The sequence below is a fragment of the Terrabacter sp. LjRoot27 genome (assembly GCF_964254175.1).
Lineage (GTDB): Bacteria > Actinomycetota > Actinomycetes > Actinomycetales > Dermatophilaceae > Terrabacter.
Genome location: NZ_CAXUSS020000001.1, coordinates 4066834 through 4088503, shown reverse-complemented (window position 1 = coordinate 4088503; position 21670 = coordinate 4066834). Strand labels below are relative to the sequence as shown.

16 protein-coding genes are annotated in these 21670 nt (G+C 71.3%); 11 read left to right on the top strand and 5 right to left on the bottom strand.

Translation table 11 applies throughout. The annotated features are described in order from the left end of the window. Positions 1-195 precede the first annotated feature (195 nt). Complete coding sequence (locus ACSQ2D_RS18835) at positions 196-4875, top strand: multicopper oxidase domain-containing protein (protein ID WP_435987439.1); 4680 nt, start codon at positions 196-198, stop codon at positions 4873-4875. Positions 4876-4958: 83 nt separating this feature from the next. On the opposite strand, the gene ACSQ2D_RS18830 is transcribed toward ACSQ2D_RS18835, so the two are convergent. Next, positions 4959-5318 carry a TraR/DksA C4-type zinc finger protein gene (locus ACSQ2D_RS18830; RefSeq protein ID WP_435987438.1) on the bottom strand — a complete coding sequence of 120 codons (360 nt, stop codon included), beginning with the start codon at positions 5316-5318 and terminating at the stop codon, positions 4959-4961. Positions 5319-5559: 241 nt separating this feature from the next. Between ACSQ2D_RS18830 and ACSQ2D_RS18825 the strand changes: the two genes are divergently transcribed. From ACSQ2D_RS18825 to ACSQ2D_RS18795, 7 genes are all read left to right on the top strand, one after another. After that, positions 5560-6192 carry a hypothetical protein gene (locus tag ACSQ2D_RS18825; RefSeq protein WP_435987437.1) on the top strand — a complete coding sequence of 211 codons (633 nt, stop codon included), beginning with the start codon at positions 5560-5562 and terminating at the stop codon, positions 6190-6192. A 44-nt stretch (positions 6193-6236) separates the two neighbouring features. Beyond that, the gene (locus tag ACSQ2D_RS18820) at positions 6237-7700 is read left to right on the top strand and encodes a hypothetical protein (protein WP_435987436.1); all 1464 of its coding nucleotides are present in this window, start codon (positions 6237-6239) and stop codon (positions 7698-7700) included. A gap of 126 nt (positions 7701-7826) precedes the next feature. Next, on the top strand, positions 7827-9083 hold the full coding sequence (locus ACSQ2D_RS18815) for an Nramp family divalent metal transporter (RefSeq protein WP_435987435.1): 1257 nt from the start codon (positions 7827-7829) through the stop codon (positions 9081-9083). 423 nt (positions 9084-9506) lie between these two features. After that, entirely contained in the window at positions 9507-10652 is a 1146-nt protein-coding gene (locus ACSQ2D_RS18810) for an acyl-CoA dehydrogenase family protein (protein ID WP_435987434.1), read from the top strand. Further along, positions 10652-11728, top strand: coding sequence for an acyl-CoA dehydrogenase family protein (locus tag ACSQ2D_RS18805; protein ID WP_435987433.1), 1077 nt, complete (start codon positions 10652-10654; stop codon positions 11726-11728). Before ACSQ2D_RS18810 ends, ACSQ2D_RS18805 begins: the two co-directional genes overlap by 1 nt. A 55-nt stretch (positions 11729-11783) precedes the next feature. Beyond that, positions 11784-12521 (top strand): enoyl-CoA hydratase-related protein, encoded by a 738-nt coding sequence (locus ACSQ2D_RS18800; protein WP_435987432.1) that lies wholly within the window; start codon positions 11784-11786, stop codon positions 12519-12521. Positions 12522-12585: 64 nt separating this feature from the next. Further along, positions 12586-13815, top strand: coding sequence for an MFS transporter (locus ACSQ2D_RS18795; RefSeq protein ID WP_435987431.1), 1230 nt, complete (start codon positions 12586-12588; stop codon positions 13813-13815). 164 nt (positions 13816-13979) lie between these two features. Here the strand turns inward: ACSQ2D_RS18795 and ACSQ2D_RS18790 are convergent, their stop codons facing one another. Together ACSQ2D_RS18790 and ACSQ2D_RS18785 are read right to left on the bottom strand one after the other, a co-directional pair. Further along, positions 13980-15725 (bottom strand): MDR family MFS transporter, encoded by a 1746-nt coding sequence (locus ACSQ2D_RS18790; RefSeq protein WP_435987430.1) that lies wholly within the window; start codon positions 15723-15725, stop codon positions 13980-13982. A 1-nt stretch (position 15726) separates the two neighbouring features. Continuing rightward, a complete protein-coding gene (locus ACSQ2D_RS18785) occupies positions 15727-16239 on the bottom strand; it encodes a MarR family winged helix-turn-helix transcriptional regulator (RefSeq protein ID WP_435987429.1) in 513 nt (170 codons plus the stop codon). Positions 16240-16470: 231 nt separating this feature from the next. Between ACSQ2D_RS18785 and ACSQ2D_RS18780 the strand changes: the two genes are divergently transcribed. Beyond that, a complete protein-coding gene (locus ACSQ2D_RS18780) occupies positions 16471-17226 on the top strand; it encodes an ANTAR domain-containing protein (RefSeq protein ID WP_435987428.1) in 756 nt (251 codons plus the stop codon). A 107-nt stretch (positions 17227-17333) separates the two neighbouring features. Here the strand turns inward: ACSQ2D_RS18780 and ACSQ2D_RS18775 are convergent, their stop codons facing one another. After that, a complete protein-coding gene (locus ACSQ2D_RS18775) occupies positions 17334-18122 on the bottom strand; it encodes a sigma-70 family RNA polymerase sigma factor (RefSeq protein ID WP_435987427.1) in 789 nt (262 codons plus the stop codon). 192 nt (positions 18123-18314) lie between these two features. Further along, positions 18315-19178 (bottom strand): maleylpyruvate isomerase family mycothiol-dependent enzyme, encoded by an 864-nt coding sequence (locus ACSQ2D_RS18770; RefSeq protein ID WP_435987426.1) that lies wholly within the window; start codon positions 19176-19178, stop codon positions 18315-18317. A gap of 26 nt (positions 19179-19204) precedes the next feature. Between ACSQ2D_RS18770 and ACSQ2D_RS18765 the strand changes: the two genes are divergently transcribed. Continuing rightward, positions 19205-21316 (top strand): cytochrome c oxidase assembly protein, encoded by a 2112-nt coding sequence (locus ACSQ2D_RS18765; RefSeq protein ID WP_435987425.1) that lies wholly within the window; start codon positions 19205-19207, stop codon positions 21314-21316. A 55-nt stretch (positions 21317-21371) separates the two neighbouring features. Beyond that, complete coding sequence (locus ACSQ2D_RS18760) at positions 21372-21575, top strand: DUF6767 domain-containing protein (protein WP_435987424.1); 204 nt, start codon at positions 21372-21374, stop codon at positions 21573-21575. Positions 21576-21670 lie beyond the last annotated feature (95 nt).

The following is a 21670-nucleotide window of genomic DNA, read 5'->3' as shown; positions in this document are numbered from 1 at the left end:
ATGATTGGGCAAGAATGGGAAAGGTGGAGATGCAATTCAGGAATCCCTTGTGGCGCAAGAGATTTCGCATCTTCAATGCCCGCGAAGAGGGTGTTCTGGCGGCCATTCCTGTCTAACCTTTGTGAATTCGCTGGACATGCGAAGCAGGTCATTGGGCAGGTGGGAAAGATGCCAGGAAGCAGTCCGAGAAGATGGTTGTCGGCGATCGTTGCCAGCACCGCGACGGTGCTCGCGCTCGGCATGCAGGCGGGGGTGGTGCCGGCCACGGTCGCGGCAGCGTCGCCACCGACGGGCCCCACGGACTCCACGAAGGTGCCCCACTACTTCGGTCCGTGGCCGAACTGGGCCAACAGCCCGCTGACGACGCCGACCGCGACAGTCAGCATCACGGACGGCACCGGCAGCGGCGCAACGGCTGTGGCCCAGGTGAACCCGGCCGACGGCAGCATCGCAGCAATCGACCTCACGGCTCCGGGGCACGACTACTCAGCATCACCGACGGTGATCGTCAACGCCCCCGCCAGCGGTACGCAGGCCACGGCGACCGCGACGGTCAAGACGACCGGCGCGGTCGTCTCCGCGTCGGTCACAGCCTCGGGTGCGGGCTACACAGGCCTGGCAGCCACCGTGACAGGTGATGGGACGGGCGCCAGCGTGACGCCCTCCGGTGGCGTCGACGCAGTGGCCCTGACGGACGGCGGCACGGGCTACACCATGCCGACCGTCCTCTTCGACCTCCCGGACGACCCGAACGGCACACGTGCGGCCGGCCACGTCGAGCAGGCGGACCTCGTCGGTGGCGTGGTCCAGAAGGTCACCGTGGACGACCCGGGCTCCGGCTACACGACCGCCCCCGGCGTCAAGGTCCTCGACGGGACGCTCGCCGACCCGATCAGCGGGTCGAGCCCGGCCTCCGCGGAGGCGACGCTCAAGCTCGTCGGGCTCGCCGTCGACGTCCCCGGCTCGGGATACACCGCGGCCTCCGTGGCTGTCACGGACCCGTCCGGAACCGGCACAGGGGCGAGCGGCACGCTGACGACTGATGTCGGGTCGCTGGAGTCCATCACCGTCACCAACGGTGGGACTGGCTACCTCACCGCCGGCATGAAGAAGTTCCAGGACGAGCTGCCCGTCGCGTGCAACCCCGGCATCACCGGGGCCGGCTGCCCCGCCGTCGCCCAGGCGCTCGGTGCCGACGCTGCGACGGGTCCCGCCAACAAGTTCATCCCGCTGGCGGTCCCCGAGGCGAAGACGTACAACGGCAAGGCTGCCGACGAGTACGTGATCGGTCTCGTGCAGTACCGCACGAAGTTCTCGTCCGACCTCCCCGCCACCTTGGTGCGCGGGTACGTCCAGCTGTCGACCACTGCGGTCCCCGGCCAGGGCGTGGCGCTCTTCAACGAGCTCCAAAACGGTGACAAGCAGGCGATCGCCGGCTACACCGGCGTGACCGCGCCACAGTGGCTCGGCCCGATCATCGCAGCGACGAAGGACCGTCCCGTGCGGATCGTCTTCCGCAACCTGCTCCCGAAGGGGGCCGACGGCGACCTCTTCCTGCCGACCGACAGCTCGATGATGGGCTCCGGCATGGGCCCGATGGACATGGCGGCGCCGACGAACGACGGCACCGTGACCGACCAGGTCCGCAACCCGGAGTGCACCCAGGAGCCCAAGGGTGCCGGTTGCTTCAAGGACAACCGCGCCACCCTGCACCTCCACGGCGGGACGACGCCATGGATCAGCGACGGGACGCCGCACCAGTGGATCACCCCCGCCGGCGAGAGCACCACGTGGCCTCAGGGCGTCAGCGTGCAGAACGTCCCCGACATGCTGTCCGACCCGAGCGTCCCCACGTCGCCGGCGGTCTGTGTCGCCAAGGACGACGGATGCTCGACCTTCTACTACACCAACCAGCAGAGCGCGCGGCTGATGTTCTACCACGACCACGCTTGGGGCATCACCCGGCTCAACGTGTATGCCGGTGAGGCTGCGGGCTACACCATCACCGACAACGCCGAGAAGGCGCTCGTGAACGCAGGCCTGATCCCGACCGCCGCAGACACCCTGCCGCTCATCGTCCAGGACCGCACCTTCGTGCCCGGGGCAGCGCAGCTGAAGGACACGGTCGACGGGAACGGCAACGTCACGGCATACGGCCAGGACCCGACGTGGGACGAGAGCCGGTGGGGCACCAAGGGCAGCTTCTGGTACCACCACGTCTACATGCCTGCGCAGAACCCGGGTGACCCCGGTGGCATGAGTGCCTATGGCCGCTGGATGTACGGACCGTGGTTCTGGCCGCCAGCCACCGGCACCACCTTCGGACCGATCGCGAACCCGTACTACGACCCGAACTGCAACCTCGACGACCCGTCGACCTGGCAGTACCAGACCGACCCGTTCTGCGAGCCGGAGCAGATCCCCGGGACTCCCAACGTGTCGGCCGGCATGGAACAGTTCAACGACACCCCGATCGTCAACGGCGTCGCCTACCCGACCGTCACCCTGCAGCCGAAGACCTACCGGATGCGGATGCTCAACGCCGCGAACGACCGGTTCTTCAACTTCCAGTGGTACACGGCCGACCCCGACCCGGCCAACGGCAACGGTCAGAGCGAGGTCAAGCTCAAGGCTTCGGAACTCGCTGCGGCACAGACGGACCCCGTCGTTTCGCCCACACCTGAAGGTGCGAACAACGACGCCTATGGTCCCGACTGGGTGCAGATCGCGAGCGAAGGCGGATTCCTGCCGGCTCCCGCGGTCATCGACGGACAGCAGCCGACGACGTGGATCACCGACCCGACGCGCTTCGACGTCGGCAACGTCGACAAGCACTCGTTGCTGCTCGCTCCCGCGGAGCGCGCCGACGTCGTCGTCGACTTCTCGAAGTTCGCGGGGAAGACCCTGATCCTCTACAACGACGCGCCCGCCGCCTTCCCGGCACGCGTGCCGTCCTACGACTACTACACGGGCGGACCGGACCTCAGCCCCGCGGGTGCGCCCAGCACCCTGCCCGGCTACGGACCCAACACCCGCACCGTCATGCAGGTCAAGATCGCGGCCGCGACCCCGGCCAAGGCCTTCAACGTCACCGCACTCGCCGACGCCTTCAAGCACCAGGCGAACGGATCCGGCGTCTTCGAGTCCGGCCAGCACCCCGTCATCGTCGGGCAGGCTGCCTACAACTCGGCGTACGGCACGACCTTCGCCGCGAGCAGCAACTGCAACGTCAAGACCAGCAACGTCCAGAAGTGCGACGGCCTCGTGCGCGTCAACGACACAGGCACGTTCGGCTTCAACACCCTCGCGGCCCCGGCCACGAAGATGACGATGGGACTGGAACCCAAGGCGATCCACGACGAGATGAACTCGACGACCTTCGACGAGTACGGGCGCATGCAGGCGAACCTCGGGGTCGAGGCCCAGCCTCCGACGCCGGGTGCCCAGAACGTGACGCTCTACCCCTACGTCAACCCGTCGACCGAGCTCATCGACGGCACCAACCTGCCGCCGGCGGACGTCAAGGTCACTCCGATCACCGACGCCAAGGACGGGACGCAGATCTGGCGGTTCACCCACAACGGTGTGGACACGCACCCGATCCACTTCCACCTCTACGACGTGCAGGTGCTCAACCGGGTCACGTGGGACAACATCATCATCCCGCCGGACGCGAACGAGCTCGGGTGGAAGGACACCGTCCGGATGAGCCCGCTCGAGGACACCATCGTCGCACTGCGGCCGGTGGTCCCTCAGGTGCCCTTCGAGGTGCCGAACGCCATCCGACCGCTCAACCCCATGATGCCGATCAACTCCACGGTGGGCTTCAACAACATCGACCCGCAAGGCAACCCGACCGGCACCATCGTCAACTCCCTCGTGAACTTCGGCTGGGAGTACGTCATCCACTGCCACATCCTCAGCCACGAGGAGATGGACATGATGCGGCCGGAGTCGCTGGCGCTCCCGCCGAACAAGGCCACCTGGCCGCCCACGGGAGCTGCGGTGGTCACAGGCAACGGCAACAACCGCCACGTGACTCTGACCTGGAACGACAACTCGATCAACGAGACCTCGTTCCTCGTCCAGCGGACCTCTGACGGGACGACATGGTCCGACGTAGGGACGGTCGTCGCCCCGCTAAACCAGGCCAACGTCCACCAGACGCGTACCCTGACCGACTCGACGTCGAGCCCGACAGCGGCCTACCTCTACCGCGTCGTCGCGCTCAACACCGTCGGCTACGGTGCCGAGTTCCCGAGCCTGTCGGCGAAGTCGATGTCGGCCACCCTCGGGGTCAACGCGCCGGTGGCGCCGACGAACCTGACCGCAACGCTGCAGGCCGGTCCGAGGGTGAGCCTGACGTGGCGTGACAACGCCACGAACGAGTCCGGCTTCGTGGTCGAGCGGGCCACCAACGGGGGCGCGTTCGCTCCGATCGCAACCCCGCCCGCTCGCGCCAACACGGGCACCGTGACGATGACGGACAACTCGGTGTCGCCCGGCAACACCTACGACTACCGGGTGAGGGCCGTCAACGTGGCCGGCACGTCGGTGCCGAGCAACGCTGTCACCGTGCCGGTGCTGGCCCCCGGACAGCCCGCAATCACGACGGGCACGGCCGTCCGGGCCGGATCCAACGAGAGGGCAACCCTGACCTGGGGCGACGTCAGCAACGAGACGAGCTACGTCGTCCAGTGGAGCACATCGAGCACCTTTGCGACGGTCTCCGGCCAGTCGGCGGCCCTGCCCGCCAACACCACCACCTACACGACGGGAAACATCAGCCGGCAGGCCTGGTTCTTCAGGGTGCGCGCCGTGAACGTCGTAGCGACGGTGGACTCGGCACCGTTCACGGTGGCTGCGGCGCCGTGACGCGGCTCTAGCAGATCGAGCAGCAGTGAGGGCCCGCAGTCGCGGGTCCTCACTGCTGCTCGGGTGCTGCTCCGGACGACCGGTCAGCGCAGGGCAGTCCCCGCGTGGGCGATGCAGGTCCGAGCCGTGGGCCTGGCGCACAGCCGCTCATCGGGGATCGACTCTCCACACACCTCGCACCGTCCGTAGCCGCCGTCGGCGATCCGCTGCAGCGCGGCGTCGATCTCGTCGAGGTGCCGCTCCGCCTGCTCGATGAGGGCGCCGATCTGGGTGCGTTCGTAGGCGATCGTCGAGCCCTCGGGGTCGTGCTCGTCGTCGGCGATGTTCGCCTCGGACGCCTCGACGACGTCGGCGAACTCCCGGCGCAGCCCGGTGAGGCGCTCGACCTCGGTGGCCCGGTCCGCGGTCAGCTCTGCCGCCTGGGCGGCCGTCTTCGTGCTCATGTCTCCATGGTCCTCCGGTTCGGTCGGGCCGGCCGGGTCGAGTGGTGCACCACACCCTCTCGGCGCCTGGAGGACCCTTCCCGCGCTGGCGCACCGGCAACGGTGTCCCCGATGTCACGGCATGGGCGACCCGTCCCACGACATCGGCACGGATCTGCTGCACGGCGTATCAGCCGAGGGCTCAAGGCGTTCCGACCTGTGACGGGTGCCGACCGGGCAGCCAAGTGCGAGGGAGCAGGCCGTGACGGACGGACGAGCGCACAGCAGCGCCTACGGCTTGGCCTGGGTCGCCGGACTGGCGGTGCTCGCGTGGGGAGGGCTCGGTCTGACCGGGGTCCAGGGAGCGCCGCGTAGCGTCCACGGCGTCGGAGCGGCGTCCTCGGTCGGCGACACGCCGCCGCCGCGCGGGCTCCGTCTCGAGGGTGGCCCGAACGCCGAGGGGTGGTATGCCGCCCCGACCCGCTACCGCTGGGCGGCTCAGGACCGCGACGGCGGGATCGCCTGGTGCCAGAGCGGATCCGTCGTCGCCGTCGACACGGCAGTGCCGCGCACCGTCTACGGCACGTGTGCGGACGGCGTGGGGCGCTCGGCGTCCTACCTCGGCTTCTCCTACCGCTACGACGGCACGCCGCCGACCCTCGACCCGGTGGCCACCCCGGCGGTCGTCCAGCGCCACGGCGTCGTCGTCGCCGTGCCCCGGGCGACCGACGCGCTGTCGGGCGTCGCCCGCCAGAGCTGCAACGGAGATCGGGCGCCGAGCACCCGCCGTCTCGGACCGCACACCGTCACGTGCCTCGTGCGGGACCGTGCCGGCAACCTCGCCACGGCGAGGGTGTCCTACCTCGTCGTCGACCACCGGCTCCGCGACGGCTGAGCGTCCTCGACGGATCGCCCCGCGCACCCGGCAGGATGGGCCCCATGAGCGACCCCAGAGGAGTGGTCTTCCCACTCGACCCGACGTCCGGACGCCGCAGCACGACCGCCACCGGACGTGCCGTGGTGGCCGACGCCCTGCGCGGTGTCGACCCGGTCGGCGCGGCCTCCGCCGAGCGCGAGACGAACTGGCGCCAGGGCTACCTCCCCCACTTCCGGCGTCTCGTCGAGGCCGGGGTGGCGGTCCCGGGTGCCGCGCAGGCCATTGCCACGAGCGGGCTCGACTCCCTGCACGAGCGCATGCGCTGGGCCTCCGACGACGGCGACCGACCGCTCGAGACGGCCGTCGCCCCCGACGAGAGCGTGACCCCGCTCGGCTCCGAGACCGTGCGCGGCACCGGCGTCCCCGACCGCACCCTCTCCGTGCCGTATGCCGGAGAGCGCCTCTCGGGTGACGCGCTGCGCCGTCGTCTCGACCTCTGGGTCGAGGCCGGGACCATCGAGCCCACGTGCGCCGAGGCAGTCGGTCTCGTCATCGACAACCCCGACTGGCTCGACCTCACCGACCGCACCGTCGTCGTGCTCGGAGCCGCTGCCGAGATGGGCCCGTTGCGCTCGCTGCTGCGCTGGGGCGCCGACGTCGCCGCCGTCGATCTGCCGCGAAAGGAGCTGTGGGACAGGCTGATCGGTGACACGCGACGGCTCGCAGGGTCGATGACCGTCCCGGTGCGCCCCGGTGACGAGCCGCTCGACGCGCGCGCCGGTGGAGACCTCGTCCACGACCTCGGCGCCGTGACCCGGTGGGTCGAGGGCCTGGACGGCCCCCTCGCCATCGGCAACTACGTCTACGCGGACGGCGAGACCAACGTCCGCGTCTCGATGGCCGTCGACGCCCTGACCCGACGGGTCGTCGAGGTGAAGGGTCGCGACGACGTCGCCCTCGCGTTCCTCGCCACCCCGACCGATGTCTTCGCCGTCCCCGGTGCCGCCGTCGAGCGCTCCGTCGACAGCTATGCCCACCGGCGCACGTCCAAGGTGCTGCGGGTGCCTTTGCGCACCGTGAGCGGTGGACGGCTGCTCCGCCGCAACTACGTGCCCGGCCAGGACCCCGGCATCAACGACAGCGTCGTGCTCCAGCAGGGACCCAACTACCTGCTCGCCAAGCGTCTCCAGCGGTGGCGGGCGACGGCATACCGCGCCGACGGGGGCCTCGTGTCGCTCAAGGTGGCCCCGCCCACGCGCACCCGCTCCGTCGTCAAGAACCGAGCGCTCGCCGCGGCCTACGCCGGCGCCCACCGCTTCGGGATCGAGGTCTTCGAGCCCGGCACGGCCAACACGCTCATGGCCGCCCTGCTCGTCCACGACCTTCGCACCGGCTCGCCGGCTCAGCCGACGGCCTGGCAGGACGAGGCGTACGCCGCCGCGCACGGAGGCCTGTGGACCGCCGCCTACGACCCGCGCAGCGCCCTCGGGATCGCCGCGCTCCTCGGGGTGGCGTCGGCCCGCTGAGGGCGCGCGCCCGGGGCTCCCGGACGCGTCGCCGGGCCGTCGCGGGGTCGTCGCGGGGTGAGGCCTTGGTCGCACTCGTGCCCGGGGAGTTGGCGCGCGCGTCCCCGAGGCTCGATGCTGTGTCCCATGGGTGAGCGAGTGGCGCAGCAGCCGCGCGTGGACGACCGGTCGCCGGAGCGCGGGCTCGGCGGCACCATCGGCGCGCCCCGCACCCTCATCCCGGCGCTGCTGGCGGCCATCGCCTACGTCGACCCCGGCAACTTCGGCGTCAACATCACCTCCGGGGCCGAGCACGGCTACACGCTCGTGTGGGTCGTCGTCTTCGCGAGCTGCTCGGCCATGGTCATCCAGTACCTCGCCGCCAAGCTCGGCATGGCCTCCGGCAAGAGCCTCGCCGAGCACAGCGCCGAGCGCTTCCCGGGTGTCGGCCGGCTGCTGCTCTGGGCGCAGGCCGAGCTCGTCGTCATCATGACCGACCTCGCCGAGGTCGTCGGCGGCGCCATCGCGCTCAAGCTCCTCTTCGGCATGCCCCTCATGGCCGGGGCCGTCTGCGTGGCCCTCTTCAGCCTCGTCGTCCTCGCCCTCAAGGTCCGCGGCCGCAGCCACTTCGACTCCGTCGTGCTCGTGCTGCTCGTCGTCATCATCGGGTCGCTGCTGTGGCAGGTGCTCGTCGCGGACGTCGACCGGGTCGCGTTGCTGCGCTCGGTCGTGCCCGGGCCGCTCGACTCCTCGGCGGCCCTGCTCGCGGTCGGCATCGTCGGCGCCACGGTGATGCCGCACGCCCTGCACTTCCACTCGGCCGCGTCGCGCGGTCATGACGACGGCACCGAGGCCAGCCACGCCGAGCGGCTGCGTAGCGGCCGCCGCACGGTGCGCAGCGTCGTCATCGCCATGACGATCGCGGGGGCCGCCAACATCAGCCTCGTCGTCTTCGCGGCAGCCCTCCCCTCGGAGGCGGGCGCGAGCATCGAGACGGCGTATGCCGCCCTGGCGGCCAACGCGGGTCAGATCGCCGCGACGATGCTGGCCGTCGCGCTCCTCGCGTCGGGTCTCGCCTCGACCCTCGTCGGCGTCCAGACCGGCGACGTCGTCATGCAGGGCTTCGGCCGCCGGCCCATCGCGCCACTCCTGCGCCGGATGCTCGCCGTCGTGCCGACGCTCGTCATCCTCGGCCTCGGCGTCGAGCCGACGAACGCGCTCGTCTGGAGCCAGGTCGTCCTGTCGTTCGCGCTGCCGGGCACGCTCGTGCCGCTCCTGCTCTTCACCCGCGACCGCCGGATCATGGGCGTGCTCGTCAACCACCGCCTGACCACGGCCGTCGCCGTGCTCATCACCGCCGTCATCGTCGGCCTCTGCGGCTACCTCGTCGCCACCGGCTTCTGACCCACCCCCGCACGCCGGTCGAGTGAGCGCCCCGTCCCACTCGAGTGGCCTCGTGGCCCCACCCGCCACACCCGGGGAGGGGACCTCCCCCTCGAGTGGCCGCATGGCCCCACCCGCCGCACCCGGACAGGGGACCTCCCCCTCGAGTGGCCGCATGGCCCCACCCGTCCTGTGGCTGCTGGGGCACGTGAGGCGAGGGGGCCACTCGACCTGGGGCTGGTGTGACGGCGGGGCCACTCGACTGTGAACGAGCGCTCACTCGAGTGGGGCCGGGCGCTTACTCGAGCTGATGGGGTGGAGCGGGGTGCGGAAGGGGTGTGGCGGACGGCACTCGGCGGGACGGCATACGGCCTCGGGTCCCGCGAGGGACCGTGTGGGAGAGTGGCGCACGAACCGCTGCGACGTCGCGTGAGGAAGGTGAGCATGGCCCGTCTCGTCCCTCCGGGTGCCCGCGAGCTGCCCGCGCTGACCGAGCTGCGTCTCGAGGTGCGCGCCTTCCTCGCCGAGCAGGTCGCGGCCGGCGCGTTCGTGCCGCACGTCGACACGTGGCTGACCCGCTGGGACCGCGACTTCACCCGCGAGCTCGGGCGGCGCGGCTGGCTCGGCATGGTCATCCCGACGGAGTACGGCGGCCAGGGACGCACCTTCCTCGAGCGCTTCGTCGTCACCGAGGAGCTGCTCGTCGTCGGGGCTCCCGTCGCGGCCCACTGGATCGCCGAGCGCCAGATCGGCCCGTCGCTGCTGCGCTACGGCACCGAGGAGCAGAAGCAGGCGTTCCTGCCCGGGATCAGCCGCGGCGAGGTCGTCTTCGGCATCGGGATGAGCGAGCCGGACTCGGGCTCCGACCTCGCGAGCGTCCGCACGCGCGCCGAGCGGGTCGACGGCGGCTGGCGGCTCACCGGCACCAAGGTGTGGACCTCCGGCGCCCACGAGGCCGACGCGTTCTTCGCGCTCGCCCGGTCGGCGCCGCTCGACCCGGCCCACCGCCACGAGGGGCTGAGCCAGTTCATCGTCGACCTCCGGGCGCCGGGCGTCACGATCCGCCCGATCATCTCGATGGGCGGCGACCACCACTTCAACGAGGTGCACCTCGACGGCGTCCTGATCCCCGACGACCGCGTGCTCGGGGAGGTGGGGGAGGGGTGGTCGCAGGTCACGTCCGAGCTCGCCCACGAGCGCAGCGGGCCCGAGCGCGTCCTGTCCACCTTCCAGCTCCTCGCCGCCGCCGCGCAGGCCATGGACGACGGCCGCCTGCCCACCGACCCGGGCCTGGGCCGCCACGTCGCCCGGGTCGCGGCCCTGCACCACATGTCGTTCGCCGTCTCGACCGCGCTCGAGAACGCCGAGGACGCCGACACCGCAGCCGCGGTCGTCAAGGTGCTCGGGACGACGGGCGAGGGCGACATCGCCGACTACGTCGACACGCTGACCGCGACGGGCTGGGCCCTCGACGAGGAGCTCGACACGCTCCTGCACGCGGCGATCCTCCAGCGTCCCGGCTTCACGCTCCGTGGCGGCACCAACGAGATCCTCCGCGGCGTCATCGCCCGCGGTCTGGGGATGCGCTGATGACCGACCTCCGCGACCTCGCCGCCCCCACGACGCCGGACCCCGACCTCGTCGCGGTCCTCACCGACCTCTTCGCCGACTACCGCGCCACCCGCGCGACGCCCACCGCCGTCGTCGACCTCGACCGCGGCCTGTGGCAACGGCTCGAGGACCTCGGCCTGACCCGCCTCACGGGCACGGAGTCCGCCGGCGGCAGCGGCGGAGGCTGGGTCGATGCCGCGGCCCTGCTCGGCCTCGCCGCCGGGGCCGCCGCCCCGGTGCCGCTCGCCGAGCACGACGTGCTCGGCGGCTGGCTCCTCGAGGCGGCCGGGCTGCCCAACGACGGTGGCCTGCGGACCGTATGCCGTCCCGACCCGTCCGGGGTCGCCCTCAACGTCACGTGGGCGCGCGACGCGAGCAGCATCGTGGCCCTCTGGGAGGACCGTGACCAGTGGCGGGTCGCCGACGTGCCGATCGACCGGGTCGGCGTCGAGGAGCGCCGCAACCTGGCCGGGGAGCCCAGTGACACGGTCGAGTTCGACCTCGACGACCTCGAGGCCGGCACCGTGGTGGACCACGCGATCGGCGAGCAGTTCCACCTCCGCGGGGCGCTGGCCCGCTCGGCCCAGGTCGTCGGGGCCATGGAACGCGTCGTCGACGTCGTCCTCGAGCACGTGCGCGAGCGCGAGCAGTTCGGCCGACCGATCGGGCGGTTCCAGGCGGTGCAGCACCTCGTGTCCGACATCGCCTGCGAGACGGCCCTGGCCCGTGCCGCCACCGACGCCGCCGTCGCCCGGGCGGCCGCGTCCGACTGGACCGACCCCGGGATGCTCTTCGCCGTCGGCGTCGCCAAGTCGTGCGTCGGGCACGCCGCCTCGGTCGTCGTCCGTGGCTCGCACCAGGTGCTCGGGGCGATCGGCACGACCCTCGAGCACGATCTGCACACCCTGACCCGCCCGATCCTCGCCCGGCGCAGCGAGTACGGCTCGCTCCAGGACTGGGACGAGACCCTCACGGCGCTCGCCTCGTCGGCCGGCCACGACCGTCTCTGGACCCTCATCACGACGGGCCGTGCCAAGACGCAGCGCGCCCGCTGAAGACCCTCACGCACCTGAACCGCCGGCCTGGCTGGCAGGCAAGGAGATTCGCCGCATGACCGAGATCCGCTACGACGTGACCGACGGCGTCGCGCTCATCACCCTCGACGCGCCCGAGCGCCGCAACGCGCTCTCCGTCGAGATGTCGCGCGCGCTCATCGATGCCGCCCGCACGGCCGAGGCCGACGACGAGGTCGGCGCCGTCGTCGTCACGGGCGGGGCCCATTTCTGCGCGGGAGCGGTCCGCAGCGTCCTCGCCGACACGGGTCGTGACCCCGTCGAGGACGAGGCCTACCGCAACCTCGAGACCGTCTATGCCGCCTTCACGACGATCGGCGCGGTCGCCGTCCCGACCGTCGCGGCCGTGCGCGGCGCCGCGGTCGGCGCCGGCCTCAACCTCGCGCTCGCCACCGACCTGCGCATCGTCTCGCGCACGGCCCGGCTGCTCCCCGGCTTCGCCCAGATCGGCATCCACCCCGGTGGCGGCCACTTCACGCTCATCAACCGCGTCGCCGGGCGCGAGGCCGCCGCGGCCCTCGGTCTCTTCGGCGACGAGGTCGACGGCGACCGCGCGGTGGCGCTGGGTCTCGCCTGGGCGGCATACGACGACGGTGACGTGCTGGACGAGGCGATGGCGATCGCCGGACGCGTCGCCAAGGACCCGGCGCTCGCCCGACGGACGGTCGCGAGCTTCCGCCGCGAGACGGCGCCCGGGGGTCTGCCCTGGGACGTCGCCGTCGAGCTCGAGCGCTCGCCGCAGATGTGGTCGCTGCGCCGCAAGCACGGGGTGTGAGGCACGCCTCACCACGAAACGGGCATTTCGGATCCTCCGGGGTCGTGGTGCAAGGATGGGGAAGTTGGCCGTCCCCCACCGCGAAGGAGCACCAGTGCTGGCGTCCTACCGACCTCTCTTCGAGGTACCGGGGGCACGCGTCTTCATCACCGGCGGGCTGATCGCCCGCTCGGCAGGCTCGATGTTCGCCGTGTCCGTGGTCGCGATGGTCGCGGCACGCACCGGCTCCTACGCGCTCGCCGGAGCCGTGGTGGCGGTCGGCATGGTCTCCCTGGCGCTCTGTGCGCCCTTCCTCGGCCGGCTCGTCGACCGCTACGGCCAGCGCCGGGTCGCCATCCCCTTCTTCCTCTGGTCGGGCTTCTGGGTCGTCATGACCCTGCTCGTCTCGATGCGGGGGTGGCCGTCGTGGCTGCTCTTCATCACCTTCCCGCTGTGCGGGGCCATCCCGAACCTCGGCACGATGGCCCGCGCCCGGTGGTCGCACATCTTCGCCGACGACCCGAAGAACCTCCACGCGGCGATGTCGTTCGAGCAGGTCATGGAGGAGGTCACCTTCGTCATCGGCCCGGTCCTCGCGATCTGGCTCTCGACGACGCTCTTCCCCGAGGCCGGCTTCGCCTTCGCCGCGCTCGCCTACACGGTGGGCGTCCTGACCTTCATCTCGGCGCGCTCGACCGAGCCACCGGTCGTCCCGCACCACGAGCGCCCGACCGAGCACGCCTACACCGTGCCGGGCCTCATCCCGCTCGCCTTCATCATGGTGATGACGGGCGCGATCTTCGGCGTCAACGAGGTCGTGACGCTCGCCGTCGCCCAGGAGGCGGGTGCCCCGAGCGCCGCCGGCGCCATCCTCGCGTTGTATGCCGTGGGGTCGGCCTCCGCGGGCCTCGTCTTCGGGCACGTCTCGCACGGCCGCAGCCTCGTCAAGCTCCTCATCGCCGGGACGTTCGGGATGGCGGTCCTCGAGATCCCGGTGCTCTTCGCCGGCAACCTCTGGATCCTCGCCGGTCTCATGCTCGTCGCGGGCATGGCCACCGCGCCCACCCTCATCACGACGATGAACCTCATCGAGCGCATCGTCCCCAAGGCCCAGCTCAACGAGGGCATGACGATCGTGCTCACGGGCCTGATCATCGGGATCGCCGCCGGCTCCGCCGTGTCCGGCACCGTCGTCGACCACGTCGGCCCGCAGCACGGCTACTGGGTCGCGATCATCGCCGGCGGCTTTGCCTTCGTCATGGCCCTCGGCACGCGCGCGTTCCTCACCCGCCGCGAGCTGCACGACCTCCGCTGACCCGAGCCCACGGCATACGTCCTCCGGCTCGAACCGTCGAAAGGCCACGTTTCGCGGGTGCCACCACGTCGAAAGGCCACTTCTCTGACGAGAAGTGGCCTTTCGAGTGCTACGAGGCCACAGATCGTGGCCTCTCGACGGTTGAGCTGGGCGGAGCCCCTGGCTCAGTGGCCTGCGGGGGCCACCACGACGTCCTCGTCCTTCGCCGGGGCCGCCTGGCCGGGCTTGGGGCCGAGGTCGATGTTCGGCAGGAAGAGCGTCGCGATGAACGCGAAGACGAGCACCCCGGCCGCGACGACGAAGACGACCGACATGGCGTCGGAGAAGCCGACGAGGAACGGCTGCGCCAGGCGCGGGTCCAGCTGGTTGATGAACGAGCTGTCCGAAAGGGCTGCCCCGCCGACGCCCGCACCCGTGCCGCCGGACTGCTGCGCGGCCTGCAGCTGCTCGATGAACGCCTTGTTCGCGGCCGGGTCGCCGCCGGTCGGGTTGCGCAGGGCCGCCTGGAAGGCCGGCGTCGGCGCGATCGCCGTGAACGCCTCGGAGATCTTCGTGCCGGCCTGCGAGAAGAGGATCGACAGGAAGACCGCGGTGCCGAGCGTGCCACCGATCTGGCGCGTGAACGTCGCGGAGGACGTGGCCACGCCCATGTCGCGGCGGTCGACGGCGTTCTGCACGGCGAGGGTCAGCGGCTGGAAGTTGAAGCCCAGACCGATGCCGAAGAAGAACATCCCGATCATCGTCTTCCACAGCGGGGTGTCCGCGCCGACGAAGTGGAAGCCGTAGAGCGACAGGACGAGGATCGCCGCTCCCATGATGGGGAAGTGGCGGTAGCGACCGGTCCGGGAGATGAGCTGGCCCGAGATGATCGAGCCGGCCATGATCCCGAGGGTCATCGGGAGCAGCTGGAGGCCGGCCTGCGTCGGGCTCGACCCCTTGACGATCTGCAGGTAGAGCGGGATCGCGGCGAGACCGCCGAACATGCCCATGCCGATGAACACCGAGGCGACCGACGACGACGCGACGGTGCGGTTCGTGAAGAGCCGCAGCGGGATGAGTGCCTCCTCGCCCATGGCGCGCTCGAAGAGGAAGAACGCGACGAGACCCACGAGGCCGATGGCGTAGCAGGTGATGGACGTCGCCGAGTCCCAGCCCCACTCGCGGCCCTGCTCGGCCACGATGAGCAGCGGCACGAGCGCGACCGAGAGGCTGAGCGCTCCCCAGTAGTCGATGCGGTGGTCGAGGCGCGTGTGCTTGAGGTGCAGGGTGCGGGTCACGACGATGAGGGCCGCGACGGCGATCGGCACGTTGACGAGGAAGACCCAGCGCCAGCCGGTGACGCCGAGGATCGTCTCCTGGCCGGCGAAGAAGCCGCCGATGACCGGGCCGAGCACGCTCGAGGTGCCGAAGACGGCGAGGAAGTAGCCCTGGTACTTCGCGCGCTCACGCGGCGGCACGATGTCGCCGATGATGGCGAGCGCCAACGAGAAGAGGCCACCGGCGCCGATGCCCTGGACGGCGCGGAAGGCCGCGAGGGACGGGATCGACCACGCGAGCGTGCAGAGCATCGAGCCGAGCGTGAAGATCGTGATGGCGAAGATGAAGAGCTTCTTGCGCCCGTAGATGTCGCCGAGCTTGCCGTAGAGCGGCGTCGCGATGGTGCTCGTGATGAGGTATGCCGTCGTGACCCAGGCCTGTCCGGCGAGGTCGTTGAGGTCGTCGGCGATGACGCGCATCGCGCTCGCGACGATGGTCTGGTCGAGCGCGGCGAGGAACATCCCCATCATGAGCCCGACGAGGATGGTCAGGATCTCCTTGTGGGAGAGCACCGGTCGCGGGTCGGGGCCTGCACCGGCGGGTGAGTCCGCGGTCGCGTCGACGCGCGGCGGCTCGGCGGTGGTGTCGGACATGTCAGTCCTCTTTCTGCTTCTGGGCTCTGGTGGAGTCGAAGGGCATGGGGGGCGGCGCTGCACCCCGGGCCCGGAGGTTGGCGTCGAGCGCGTCGCCGAGCTCGCGGAGCCGGTCGACGAACTCCTCGGTGGCGGGGCCGTCCCAGTCGGAGAGCAGCCCCTGGAACCACGTGGCGCGGCTGGCCTGGATGCGGCCGACGGCCGCGCGGCCGTGCTCGGTCAGGGAGACGACCCAGGCTCGACCGTCGCTGGGGTCGGCGCTCTTCTCGAGCAGGCCGCTCGTGACGAGCGAGCTGACCTGGCGGCTCACGGTGGAGACGTCGTTGTGCAGCGTCGTCGCGAGCTCGGAGATGCGGACCGTGCCCTGGCCCGCGACGACGAAGAGCACGGGGTATGCCGTGACGTCCACGCCGTCCTCGAGCCGCGGGGCGGTGTGCTTGGCCGCGACGAGCAGCTTCTGGACGCGCAGGAGCCCGAGGAAGACGTCGTTCGCCTCGTCCTTGCTCACCGCCATCGCGTGCCCCCTCAGCCAACTACTTGCTTGCAGCACGCAAGTATTTGCCGGAGAGGCCCTGGTGTCAACTTGCATGTCGAAGGTTTGTCCAGCCATCGGATCCCCTCGCCACGCACGGGACTCATGTGGTTGTCTGTGGTCTCGCGCCCTCGGGGAGGTGCGAGGATGACTCACGCGCCCGAACCGTCCAGCAGTGTGCGGAATCGCCGGGCCAGATGTGCAGGGAGTGACATGACGAGCGACGTTCCCGTCGATCCGACGATCAACGACGCCTTCCGACAGATGTCGGCCCTGATCTACGCCGGGGCCGACGCCGGCTCGATCCACCAGTCGCTCGTCGACTCAGCCCACCGGCTCGTCGAGGGCTGCGACCGCGCCTCGCTCCTCGTGCGCACGCGCGACCGCTACGTCACGGCCGCCAGCACCGACGACATCGCCCGGCGCATCGACCAGATCGAGCTCGAGGTCGGCGAGGGCCCCTGCGTCGACGCCATCGTCTCCGAGGCCTACCAGCACGACGCCGACCTCACGGACGCCAAGACCCCGTGGCCGCGCTTCACCGAGCGCATCGTCGCCGAGACGCCGGTCCGGTCGGCCATCGGCTACCGCCTCCTCCTCGAGGGGGACAAGGTCGGTGCCCTCAACCTCTTCTCGGACACCCCCGGCGGACTCACCTCGAAGTCGGCCGACGTCGGTGCCGTCATCGCCTCGTTCGCCTCGGTCGCGCTCATGGCGATCCGGGCGCGCGAGGAGGCGGCGACCCTGCGACAGGGGCTGACGAGCAACCGCGAGATCGGCAAGGCCGTCGGGCTGCTCATGGCCGCGCACCACATCACCGGCCAGGAGGCGTTCGAGCTGCTGCGCAGCACCTCGCAGGAGCTGAACATGAAGCTGGCCCAGGTGGCCTCGCAGGTGATCGAGGGCCAGGAGTCGCAGTTCGGCCACGCCGGCCCGGGTGGCGGCGCCACCGCGGACTCGCAGGTCTGACCGGGCCGGCTCCCGGCTCACGGGCGCATCCCGGAGGGGCCCACGAACGACGAGTGGCCCCGACGCGCCTCACGGGCGTCGGGACCACTGGACGGAGCTGCGGAGGGTCAGGCCGAGGCCATGCCCTCCGCGGACAGCTGGCGGCGCAGCTCGTCGAGCGTGCGGCGGAGCAGACGGCTCACCTGCATGGCGCTGAGCCCCATGGACTCGGCGATCTCGGCCTGCGTCATGTCGCCGCCGAACCGGAGCTCGACGAGCTTCTGGTCCCGGGCGGGCAGCCGCCCGAGGGCCGTGCGCACGACGATGCTCTCGTCGAGCGCCGGGTCGGACCCCGAGTCGCCTCGCGCGTCGATCAGGTCGAGGACCGGGCGGCCCCCGTCCGCCGTCGTCGCGTCGAGGGAGGCCGGGCGCAGGTTGGTCGCCGCGACCTGGGCCTCCTTGACGGCGTCGAGCGTGATGTCGAGCTCGTCGGCGAGCTCGCCGACGTCCGGGTCGTGGCCGAGTCGCTGCTCGAGCCGTGACCTCGTGTCGGTGACGAGCTGGCGTCGCTCCTGCAGCTCGCGCGGCGGGCGGACGAGCCAGCCGTGGTCGCGGAAGTGGCGGCGCAGCTCACCGGTGATGGTGGGCGTCGCGTAGGCGCCGAACTCGGTCGGCTTGGACAGGTCGAACCGCTGGAGCGCCTTGAGCAGTGCGAGGAACGCGACCTGCTCGAGGTCCTCTCGGTCGAGGCCCTTGCCCGAGTAGCGGTGGGCGAGAGAACGGGCGAGCGGCATGTGCAGCACGGTCACGGTCTCGAGGGCGGTGGCGCGCTCGGACGACGAGTCCGACGTGCGCAGGGTCTTGATGAGCTCTCTGGTTCGCGCATCCTTGCGCGGACCCACGGATGGGTCGGTCATTTCAACTCCGATGGATCGGATCCCCGATGCGGCGCTGGCTTGACCGACTACCAATGACGCTAGGCCGTTGCCCCCATATACACAAGGTGGACTTCGACCCCGTCGAGGGGTCCGGAGGTGTATACGCGGGCGCGAGCAGCGCGGAGCCCGCGGGTGTTCCCGAAGGGGAGGGCTGCCGACAGGCGCAAGGCCTCAGTGCGTGACGACGACGAGCGCCTCGAGCACCCGCCGGGCGATCTCCTCGTCACCGGTGACGGTGTAGTGGATCTCGTCGACCCCACGCCGTCCGGCAGCGCGTCTCGTCAGCGCATCTGTCGTGAGGTGGATCGACGTGACGTCGAGCTGCTCCTCGCCCTCGGGTCGGTCGTTTCCGCTGAAAAGCGCTTCCCCGTAAGGGCGCCCATCGTCGCCGGTGATGATGCGCACCCCACCGCGCGCGACGACGGGACCGCTCACGTCGAGCACGACGGCATGGCCGGCGCCGATGCCGGCGACGCGCGAGGCGATGCGCGGGAGGGCGGCGAGGATGTCGGCGGTGAAGACCGCGGCGCTCGCGGAGTCGAGGTTGCCGGGGCGGTCGAGGGCGGCGCGGAGGTCCTGCTCGTGCACCCAGGCATCGACGATGCGGCGGTGCAGGTGTTGGCCGAACGTCGTCTCGGGGCCGAAGAAGCCGCCGATCACGGTGTCGACGTCGGCGTCCGACGCGCGCAGGTCGGCGACGCGCTGCGGGTGGAACTCGGCGAGCTCGGCCACGACCTCGCGCCCCGACATCCCGCGCCGGGCCTCGACGTCGACCTCGACGTAGCGGGCGAAGTCGCTGTGGACGTGCGGGTAGTCCGGGACGTCGACCTGCGGACGGGGCATCCCGGCGAAGGACTTCTCGGCTCCGACGATGTGGGCGATCTGGTCCTTGACGGTCCAGCCGGGGCACTCCGTCTGGATCTCGAAGTCCTCGTCTCGGCAGGAGTGCCCGAGGTCGATGATCGACTGCACGGAGTGGTCGAACGCGTCGATCAGTCCGTTGCGGTCGTCGGGGGCGGCCGGGTGCATGGGCATGTCATCAGACTACTTACCCTTGAGGCATGCCAACCCTGCAGCGAGACGGTCTCGCCGGTCCGCGGACGGGTCCCGCCTCCCCGCGGTCCGGTGGCGTCGCGGCGGTCCTCGCCGGCGTCGTCGTCGTCGGCCTGCTCGCGAGCCTCGTCGCTGCCCGGTACACCGGCGCAGCCGCCCCGCTGCCCGGCGGTCTGACCGACGCGGGCCCGGTCGTGCGCTGGGCGCTGCCGCTCGTCCGGGTCGTCCACGACGTCGCCGCCTCGCTCACCATCGGCTCGCTGCTCCTCGCCGCGACGATGATCCCGGGCCGCACCCGCGCCGAGAGCGCCGCGCTCGACGAGCCGCGCCGCACGGCGGCCTTCCGGGTCGCCACGTCCGCGGCGTTCGTCTGGGCCGTGGCCGGGGCCGTCGGCGTCGTCTTCACGTTCGCGGACGCCGCGGGTATGCCGCTCAGTGACCCCCTCTTCGGCCGCAACCTCACCGGGTCGGTGTGGTCGATCGAGCCGCTCCGGGTGGGGCTCATCAGCACGGTCGTCGCGTTCGTCGTCGCATCCGTCGCCGCCGTGGGCCGTTCCCGCGCGGTGGCTCTGGCACTGACCGTCGTCTCGGCGTTCGGCCTGCTCGTCCTCGGCCTCGCAGGCCACGCGGGCGGCTCCGCCGACCACGAGACCGCCGTCAACGCCATCGCCGCCCACCTGCTGAGCGCCGCCGTCTGGGTCGGTGGCCTCCTCGCGCTCATCGTGCTGCGCCGTCCCCTCGGCGATGCCCTGGGCGTCGTCGCGCGCCGCTACTCGACCGTCGCCCTCTGGTGCTTCGTCACGCTCGGGGTCTCCGGGGTCATGTCGGCGACGACCCGGCTCGGGTCGTGGTCCGACCTGGCCACGCCCTACGGCGTCCTGGTCCTCGTCAAGGTGCTGGCGTTCGCGGTCCTGGGCGTCGCCGGCGTCTGGCACCGGCGTGTCACCCTCGACCGCATCGACGCGACCGGCACCTCAGGCGCAGGCACGTCGGGCACGGACGCCTCGGGCGCCGACGCCCTGCGGGGACTCCGGGGGCGGCTCTTCGTGCGCCTCGCGGTCGCCGAGTCCCTCGTCATGGCGCTGGCCTTCGGTGTCGCGACCGCGCTCGCGCGCAGCGAGCCCCCCGTGCCCGAGACGGTCTCCGACCCGAGCGCCGCGCTCTCGCTGACCGGCTACCCCGCACCTGCCGCCCCGACGGCAATGTCGTGGCTCACGGCCTGGCGGGTCGAGTGGCTGTTCCTCGCCACGGGCCTGCTCGCGATCGGGCTCTACGTCGCCGGCGTCGTGCGCCTGCGCCGCCGCGGCGACGCCTGGCCGGTGATGCGCACGCTCAGCTGGGTCGTCGGCTGGCTGCTCTTCCTCTATGCCACCAACGGGGTGCTCGGCATCTACGGCCGGGTCGCCTTCTCGTGGCACATGACGCTGCACATGCTCGAGGCGATGGTCGTCCCGATCTTCCTCGTGCTCGGTGCGCCGGTGACGCTCGCGCTGCGCACCGTCCGGCCGCGCCGGGACGGCACGCTGGGCCCGCGCGAGATGCTCCTCTCGCTCGTCCACTCGCGGTTCCTCGCCGTCGTCGGCAACCCGGTCTTCGCGGCCGTCCTCTTCTTCATGAGCCTCGTCGTCTTCTACTGGACGGGCCTGTTCCAGCTCGCCCTGCAGACGCACACGGGGCACCTGCTCATGACCGCCCACTTCGTCCTCACGGGCTACCTCTTCGCGTGGGTGCTCGTCGGGGTCGACCCCGGCCCCAAGCGCTGGAGCCCGGCGCTGCGCCTCGTCGTGCTCTTCGCGACGATCTCCTTCCACGCCTTCTTCGGCGTCGCGATGATCAGCGGCACCACCCTGCTCGGCGGCGACTTCTTCGAGACGATCAAGATCCCCTGGGTCACGGACCCTCTCGCCGACCAGCGCTACGGCGGCGGTGTCGCGTGGGCCATCGGCGAGCTGCCCAGCCTCGTGCTCGCGCTCACCGTCGCCCTGCAGTGGTTCCGCACCGACAGTGCGGAGTCGGTGCGGCAGGACCGCCGGGCCGACCGTGACGGCGATGCCGAGCTCACGGCATACAACGAGCGGCTGGCCGCGCTCGCCCGCCGTGACGAGGGCCGCCGGCGCTGACCCGCGCACCCGACCTTGCTACTACGACCTGTAGTATCGAGGTCGAGGAGGCCGCATGTCGCAGCGAACGTCGAATCCCCGGTGCCCGGTCCGGCTCGGTGAGCCGTGCACCCTGTGCTTCCCGGGGGCGAGCGGACCGCAGGACTGCGGACTCGTCTACCTCGTCCGGACCGACCCGGAGCTGCGCGAGGAGCTCGCGGAGCGGCGCCGCGAGCGCCATGCGGCGCAGCTCGGCACCCCGCCTGCTGCAGCCTCCTGACCCACCAGTCGCGTCGTCCCCAGGCGTCCGGACGGAGAACCCGACCGCGGCCGTGTGCCGTGAGCCCCGACGCGCTGCCCGGGTGACGGGACCAC